Raw genomic sequence first — 6,866 nt, forward strand, 5'->3', positions numbered from 1 at the left:
CGCTGCACTACGCCCCGCAACCGGTCACTGTCATGGAGAAACATCATGAGTTTCAATTTGCGCAACCGAAGCTTCCTCAGCCTGATGCATCACACTGGTCGCGAACTGCGCTACATGCTCGACCTGTCGCGCGACCTGAAGCGCGCCAAATACACGGGGACCGAGCAGCAGCATCTCAAGGGCGTGAACATTGCGCTGATCTTCGAGAAGACGTCTACGCGCACACGTTGTGCATTCGAGGTCGCTGCGTATGACCAGGGCGCCAACGTCACCTACATCGATCCGCACTCGTCGCAGATCGGTCACAAGGAGAGCATGAAGGACACGGCCCGTGTGCTAGGCCGCATGTACGACGCGATCGAGTACCGCGGCTTCAAGCAGGACATCGTCGAGGAACTGGCGAAGTTCGCCGGGGTGCCCGTGTTCAACGGCCTGACCGACGAATACCATCCCACACAGATGCTCGCCGACGTGCTGACAATGCGCGAGCACAGCGACAAACCGCTGACCACAATCAGCTACGCTTATCTGGGCGATGCGCGCAACAACATGGGCAACTCGCTGCTCCTGATCGGCGCGAAGCTCGGCATGGACGTGCGGATCGGCGCACCGAAGGAGCTCTGGCCACACGCCGAGCATGTTGAGGCCTGTCAACGGTTCGCTGAGGAAAGCGGCGCGCGGATTCTCTTGACGGAAGACGCCAAGGCGGCCGTCAAGGACGTGGACTTCGTGCATACCGACGTCTGGGTGTCGATGGGCGAGCCGGTGGAGGCTTGGGGTGAGCGCATCAAGCTGCTGCTTCCGTACCAGGTCAACATGGAACTGATGAAGGCCTCGCAGAACCCGCAGGTGAAGTTCATGCACTGCCTGCCCGCGTTCCACAACAGCGAGACCGAGGTCGGCAAGCAGATCGCCGAGAAGTACCCGGCGCTCGCCGGCGGCATTGAGGTGACCGAGGAGGTATTCGAGTCGCCGCTGAACATCGCGTTCGAGCAGGCCGAGAACCGGATGCACACGATCAAGGCCATCCTCGTTTCGACGCTCGCCGACGTCTGAGCGGCGGATCGGTCGGGTACTCGGGCTCAGGACGCGCGCGGTGAGGGCATTTGCAGCGCGCGCGCCACCGGAACGGACAGTGAAGGAGTTCAACCATGCGAATCGTCATTGCATTGGGTGGCAATGCGCTTCTACGGCGCGGCGAGCCGATGACTGCTGAGAATCAGCGCGAGAACGTGCGAATTGCCGCAAAACAGATCGCGCAGGTCGCGCCCGGCAACGAGCTTGTCATCGCGCACGGCAACGGCCCGCAGGTGGGCCTGCTGGCCTTGCAGGGAGCTGCGTACAAGGAGGTCGAGGCGTACCCGCTAGACGTGCTCGGCGCGCAGACGGAAGGGATGATCGGCTACCTGATCGAGCAGGAACTGGGCAATCTGCTGCCGTACGAGGTGCCTTTTGCCACGATCCTCACGCAGGTCGAGGTCGATGCGCATGACCCCGCATTCCAGCATCCGACCAAACCGATCGGCCCTGTCTACTCGAAGGAGGAGGCCGAGCGGCTCGCGAAGGAGCGAGGCTGGAGCATTGCGCCTGACGGCGAGAAATTCCGCCGCGTCGTCGCCAGCCCGCGTCCGAAGCACATCTTCGAGATCCGCCCAGTCAAGTGGTTGCTCGCGCATGGCACCATCGTCATTTGCGCGGGAGGCGGCGGCATTCCGACGACCTATGACGAGGAGCACAGGCACCTCTCAGGCGTCGAAGCGGTGATAGACAAGGACCTTTGCTCCGCGCTGCTCGCGCAGGAACTCGACGCGGACGTGCTGATCATTGCCACCGACGTCGCCGCCGCGTATGTCGACTGGGGCAAGCCGAGCCAGAAGGCTATCGCGCAGGCGCATCCGGACGAGCTCGAAAAGCTCGGCTTCGCGTCGGGCTCGATGGGCCCGAAGGTGCAAGCCGCTATCGAGTTCGTCCGCAATACGGGTAAGGATGCAGTGATTGGGGCACTGCCGGACATCGTCGCGATTACCGATGGCAAAGCCGGAACACGCGTGAGCCTCGCGGAGCCCGGCGTCCGTTATCGCGCAGATGGCGAATCGACACGGTAGCCCACTTCGTGTGGGCACGTCGAGTCTACGCGCCGGGGTCAAAGTCCCCCGGCGCTCGCCCGATCGACATCTGCCGTCTCGTGTTCCGGTGCGCTATTGTCGAGAAGATCAACCGCGTGTTTGTAGTGGTTGACGCCAGGCAGTGCGGTCAATCCATGAGCGAAGATGCTAAGCAGGACCGTTGCCATGACGACGAGCTTGATGGTCGTCTCGCCTGGCAGGCCAGTTTTTCCCTCGAGATAAACGAGTCCGAGGACAATCGACGCAAGCCCCCTCGGACCAAACCATCCCATGAACAGCACAGTCGGCCAGCTCAGACGCGTGCCTTTCAGCGCGATTGCCACAGGCACCATGCGGATCAAGGTGAGGCTTAACACAGCGTAGGCCACGATGGCAAAAGTGAACTGCGACCAGACCTGCGTGACAAGCAGCCCGAACAGAAAGAAGACAAAGTAATCGAAAAGTTGTCCCCAATCCTCGGTAAACTCGACGCTATGTTTGCCGACTTCGCTGAAGCCTGCCTGGGTCGCCAGTCCCGCAACAAACGCCGCAATGAACATGCTTGCGCCCGTGGCCTCTGAAAGGAGTACGCAAGCGAAGGGAAGGGCCACCACGCCGAGTTGAGTGAGCGATTCGGCCATCCATTCCTTTCGGCGAGCGAGGCCAAGCAGCCATCCTCCGAGCAACCCCGTTCCGAGCCCCACCAAAGTGCCGTAACCCAGCTGCTCGACGACGAAGCGGAGCAGTACCGAGCCACCTGCGTCGGTCTCTTTCACCTCAGCCAATGCGATGCTGAACATCAGGAAAGGAACTGCCAGTCCGTCGTTCAGCCCTGCTTCAACATTGAGCGCCTGACGAATGCGCCGCGGCACGCGCGTGCTGCTGACAATCGCCTGCCCGAGGCCCGCGTCGGTGGGGGCAAGTATGGCGGAGACGATTCCTGCTTCCCACCAGGTGAGTGAGCCGAGGACCACCATCGCACCCAGTATGCCCAGCGCAATCGTCAGCAACATGCCTGTACTGAGCAGGCGAACGGGCAGATTCGTTTCGCCCTTGAGCATGTGGGGACGTACACGTGACGCGTCAGTGAACAGCGTCATTACAAGGCCCAGTTCTGCAATGAGCAGCAGGTCCTTCCGGTCAAGCGCCAGTTCGTGGAGCGCCTCATGCGAAAACGACATGAGTGCGCCCAGCCCCGTAAACAGGATCGGCGCGGTGATGATTGTCCGCTCGAGTCGGCGGGATACGAGGCTGTAGGCGAAGACGAGTACGACGAATGCGGCGATGAGCGTCATCTGTACAACCCTCATGGCGAACGGGAGTGTCGGCAGCCGCTCTTTGAACGCCTGCCCTTCACAAATATGAAATCATCCACACGCGCCCGGTCAGTTGATGCAGGTCAATGCCGCCCCTCGGACGCGCTCGGCGTGTCCAGGCGCGCGTCTAGCGTAGATCGCTGCAGCGGCTTCCGTCACGATGATGGTTCGTGGTGCGTGTTTCGGCCCTTGCAGGCATGTTCGGCCGTGGGGCTGGGCTTGTGCGCACGATGACGCCAGATGCTGACGCAGTTGCCGGTGAAGTTCACTGTCACATCGATACGCGTGACGCGCCGGGAGCTGGCGTTTCAAAGCAGGGGGTGCCCTTGCCGCAACGTGCCTCCAACCTATTCGTTTCCAGGTTTCAATCCACCAGCACCCTCTCGCCCGATCGACGGGCCGAGCGCACGGTTGACGATGAGTACCGGGCAGGTCGATTCGCGCGCAAAGCGCTCAGCCACGCTCCCTTTGATCGCGCGAGCTACGCCACGGCGGCCACGAGTACCAAGCACAACCAGTTCCGCGTCAAAGCGCACAGCACATCGCCGAATACACATGGAGATAGTGTCCGTCGGCGTATTCGGAAGAAGAAGATCGACTTCACAACGCACGCCGAGCGCGGTAGCTTCCCGCTGCGCGCTGTCGAGCAAGCAATGAGCTCGAGCACGGTGTGAAGTCCAGAACTCCACCGGCAGGTTCGGCATGCCCGTTCCAATGCCCATGCCGAACGGCGGAGGAATGTGAATGACGTGAGCCACACAGACTTTTGAACCAGGCAAACGTGCAAGACGAAGTCCCTCAGTAAGCGCCTCTCTGGATGCATCTCCGCAGTCCAGCGCGATAGGGATTCTGCTGTACATCTGTAATCCTGAATGACCTGCCGCTCTCAAAACACCTACGTTTGATCTGCAAACATTCAACTGGGCCCGACAAGTTCAGTCTGCGCGAGGTTCGGCAAGGCTCCAGTCGATGTTGCTTTTCTCCGGAATATACAACTCGATCGCCGCACATCCGTGCGCCAACAAAGCCCTTCCGAATCGGCACTTTTTTCAGCCTAGTTTAGCCACCGATGCAGGATTTGATCGCGATCAAACAGAGTCGAACGCAAACTCCCGCCGCATACGGTAGCGTGGGTTCCCCTCAAACACCGAAGTGAATAGCATCGGTGAACCACACCCAGAATTGATCTGCATCAGGATGAAATCGGGAAGAGATGAGATGGTCAGGGCGTGGTCACATGTCCGCCGAAGCGAGCAGTGGTATACGAGGAATTCGAAGATGTGGGTAGAATCGCGAAATCCCGGCGCCGCTCACAGAAAATCGGTCGATGACCACTGCATCTCGGCGTTGGAATATCGGATGTCGGAGTAGCATTGTCTGACCATTTTTCGAAAACAAGTTGCTGATATTGGCGCAATGCGGCCATATCGCGCCGTCGCAAGCGGCAATCTTGGCGGCGCGTAATGCATATGCCAGGAGAATTGGAATGCGAGCGATGGTATTTGACGGTGAATCTCCGGTATTGCGTGAGGCGGAGATGCAAGACCCGGCTCCGAGAGACGGCGAGCTCTTGATCAATGTGCATGCGTGCGGGGTGTGCCGCACCGACCTTCACGTGATCGACGGGGACCTGAAACATCCGAAGAAGCCTTTGATTCCTGGTCACGAAATCGTTGGCACGGTGGCTGCGCTCGGGAGTGGTGTGACGGGTTTCGCCATGGGGGACCGCATAGGTGTGCCCTGGCTCGGTTATACGTGTGGGCATTGCAGGTTTTGCACACATGGGCATGAGAACCTCTGCGACGCGCCCCGCTTCACCGGGTATACAATCGACGGCGGCTACTCGACTCGCACGATCGCGGACGCCCGCTACTGCTTTCATTTACCGGAGCAATACTGTGATATCGAGGCCGCACCACTGCTGTGCGCTGGACTTATTGGCTATCGGTCGCTTGTGAAGGCAGGCGATTCGGCGCGCATTGGCATCTTCGGGTTTGGTGCGGCGGCCCATATCGTCGCACAGGTAGCGAAGCATCAGGGACGCACAGTCTATGCGTTTACGCGCCCGGGCGACGTGGCCGCGCAGGAGTTCGCGCGTCGCCTCGGAGCGTCGTGGGCCGGCGGTAGCGATGAGTGCGCGCCCGAGGAACTTGACGCAGCGCTGTTGTTTGCGCCGGTCGGCGAACTTGTTCCCGTCGCGCTACGCGGGTTGGCGAAAGGTGGCACGGTTGTCTGCGGTGGCATTCATATGAGTGACATCCCGTCGTTCCCGTACGCGTTGCTGTGGGAAGAACGGCGCATCGTGTCGGTGGCCAATCTCACGCGCGAAGACGGCGAGAGCTTCATGAAAATTGCGTCAGAACACAAGCTCGCGATAGAGACGACTGCGTATCCGCTCGCCTGCGCGAATGAGGCACTTGCCGATCTCCGGAATGGAACGCTAACTGGTGCGGCGGTACTGACAATGATTTGACACACCTACTACGAAGGCCTGTACCGGCCGACTTGCTGAATCACATGTGCTGCCACCAAGTCGAAATTGCGCGATCGACAAACCTGCTCAATTCGAAAGGACCCTCTGCGGACAATCGCTGGGGCATTGTCCTCTTCAAAGGGTCGCACGAGTTGAGCAGCGTATTGGCCCGATCAAGTCAAGCGGACGAGGCCGCAATTGCGGCGTTCATTGACACGCCCGAAACCACCCTGCATCACATTACGTCGAGCTGTTCAACCACCCACTTCACCCCATGGGTCATCCACGCGGCCTTGCTAGCTGCCTCCCTCTCCGTTATCGTGCCGACAGTTCCGATAAGGCGCACTACGCCATCGCGATCCTCGACGCGGATCTTGCTTGTCGCCGCCAGTCCACAGCGCGACAGGGTCGCATAGATTCGTCCACACAGATCGCTTCGCACGGGATGATCGTGTAGGGTGATGCGATTGTTCACATCAACCACGCCGCGCATTCGGTTTGCAGCTGCTTCGGCAGCGGCACGTTGGCTGTCGGAATCCACTTTACCGTGGAGCGTCACGCAGCCGTGTTCGACGACGGCGCGCACTGCATTGGGGGGCACTCCGCTTAGCCAGTGGAGGACGAACGACATCGCGTTCGCGAGATCCGCGTCGTTAGTAGCAATCGGTTCGGTCGGTCGAACGACAAGCTCTGTTACCACCGATTCGCCGTCCGCTACACGTTGCGTCACCCGTTGCGCTGCAACTTTTTGCGCGGAGGTGGGAACCCAGCCGTGAAGCGTAACAACATGCTGATCCAAACGGACCTTAATGTGCCTGCCATCGATGGATTCGTGCCAGAGCAACTCCTGTTCGATCCGGCGCCGGATATCTCGATATGTGCTCATGGCTAACTCGTTGAGTAGTTCTCTTATATAAAATGTTCCCACGACAAAGCTGCCAACAATTGATGTGGCTCAATCGCCGATCGATC

Annotated in this window: 6 protein-coding genes; 3 read left to right on the forward strand and 3 right to left on the reverse strand. The window is 59.9% G+C overall.

What is annotated here, in order from left to right; genetic code table 11:
- Window positions 1-45: 45 nt before the first annotated feature.
- Window positions 46-1,056 (forward strand): ornithine carbamoyltransferase, encoded by a 1,011-nt coding sequence (locus U5A52_RS40720; RefSeq protein WP_321939897.1) that lies wholly within the window; start codon window positions 46-48, stop codon window positions 1,054-1,056.
- 95 nt (window positions 1,057-1,151) lie between these two features.
- The gene (arcC, locus tag U5A52_RS40725; protein ID WP_321939899.1) at window positions 1,152-2,105 is read left to right on the forward strand and encodes a carbamate kinase; all 954 of its coding nucleotides are present in this window, start codon (window positions 1,152-1,154) and stop codon (window positions 2,103-2,105) included.
- Window positions 2,106-2,143: 38 nt separating this feature from the next.
- Here the strand turns inward: arcC and U5A52_RS40730 are convergent, their stop codons facing one another.
- Window positions 2,144-3,400 carry a cation:proton antiporter gene (locus U5A52_RS40730; RefSeq protein ID WP_321939901.1) on the reverse strand — a complete coding sequence of 419 codons (1,257 nt, stop codon included), beginning with the start codon at window positions 3,398-3,400 and terminating at the stop codon, window positions 2,144-2,146.
- Between the two features lie 368 nt (window positions 3,401-3,768).
- Window positions 3,769-4,281, reverse strand: coding sequence for a universal stress protein (locus tag U5A52_RS40735; protein ID WP_321939902.1), 513 nt, complete (start codon window positions 4,279-4,281; stop codon window positions 3,769-3,771).
- A gap of 626 nt (window positions 4,282-4,907) precedes the next feature.
- On the opposite strand from U5A52_RS40735, the gene U5A52_RS40740 reads away from it, so the two are divergent.
- Window positions 4,908-5,894: a zinc-dependent alcohol dehydrogenase family protein gene (locus U5A52_RS40740; RefSeq protein WP_321939904.1), complete on the forward strand. Its 987-nt coding sequence runs from the start codon at window positions 4,908-4,910 to the stop codon at window positions 5,892-5,894.
- Between the two features lie 235 nt (window positions 5,895-6,129).
- On the opposite strand, the gene U5A52_RS40745 is transcribed toward U5A52_RS40740, so the two are convergent.
- Window positions 6,130-6,780 carry a BON domain-containing protein gene (locus U5A52_RS40745; protein ID WP_321939906.1) on the reverse strand — a complete coding sequence of 217 codons (651 nt, stop codon included), beginning with the start codon at window positions 6,778-6,780 and terminating at the stop codon, window positions 6,130-6,132.
- Between the last annotated feature and the right edge of the window lie 86 nt (window positions 6,781-6,866).

Origin of the sequence: Paraburkholderia sp. J8-2 (assembly GCF_905220195.1) — a bacterium.
In the GTDB taxonomy this organism is placed as follows: Bacteria; Pseudomonadota; Gammaproteobacteria; order Burkholderiales; family Burkholderiaceae; genus Paraburkholderia.

Coding starts and splice junctions, on each gene's coding strand:
- U5A52_RS40735 (WP_321939902.1), bottom strand. CDS start 4,281: ATGTACAGCAGAATCCCTATCGCGCTGGACTGCGGAGATGCATCCAGA.
- U5A52_RS40740 (WP_321939904.1), top strand. CDS start 4,908: ATGCGAGCGATGGTATTTGACGGTGAATCTCCGGTATTGCGTGAGGCG.
- U5A52_RS40745 (WP_321939906.1), bottom strand. CDS start 6,780: ATGAGCACATATCGAGATATCCGGCGCCGGATCGAACAGGAGTTGCTC.
- U5A52_RS40720 (WP_321939897.1), top strand. CDS start 46: ATGAGTTTCAATTTGCGCAACCGAAGCTTCCTCAGCCTGATGCATCAC.
- arcC (WP_321939899.1), top strand. CDS start 1,152: ATGCGAATCGTCATTGCATTGGGTGGCAATGCGCTTCTACGGCGCGGC.
- U5A52_RS40730 (WP_321939901.1), bottom strand. CDS start 3,400: ATGACGCTCATCGCCGCATTCGTCGTACTCGTCTTCGCCTACAGCCTC.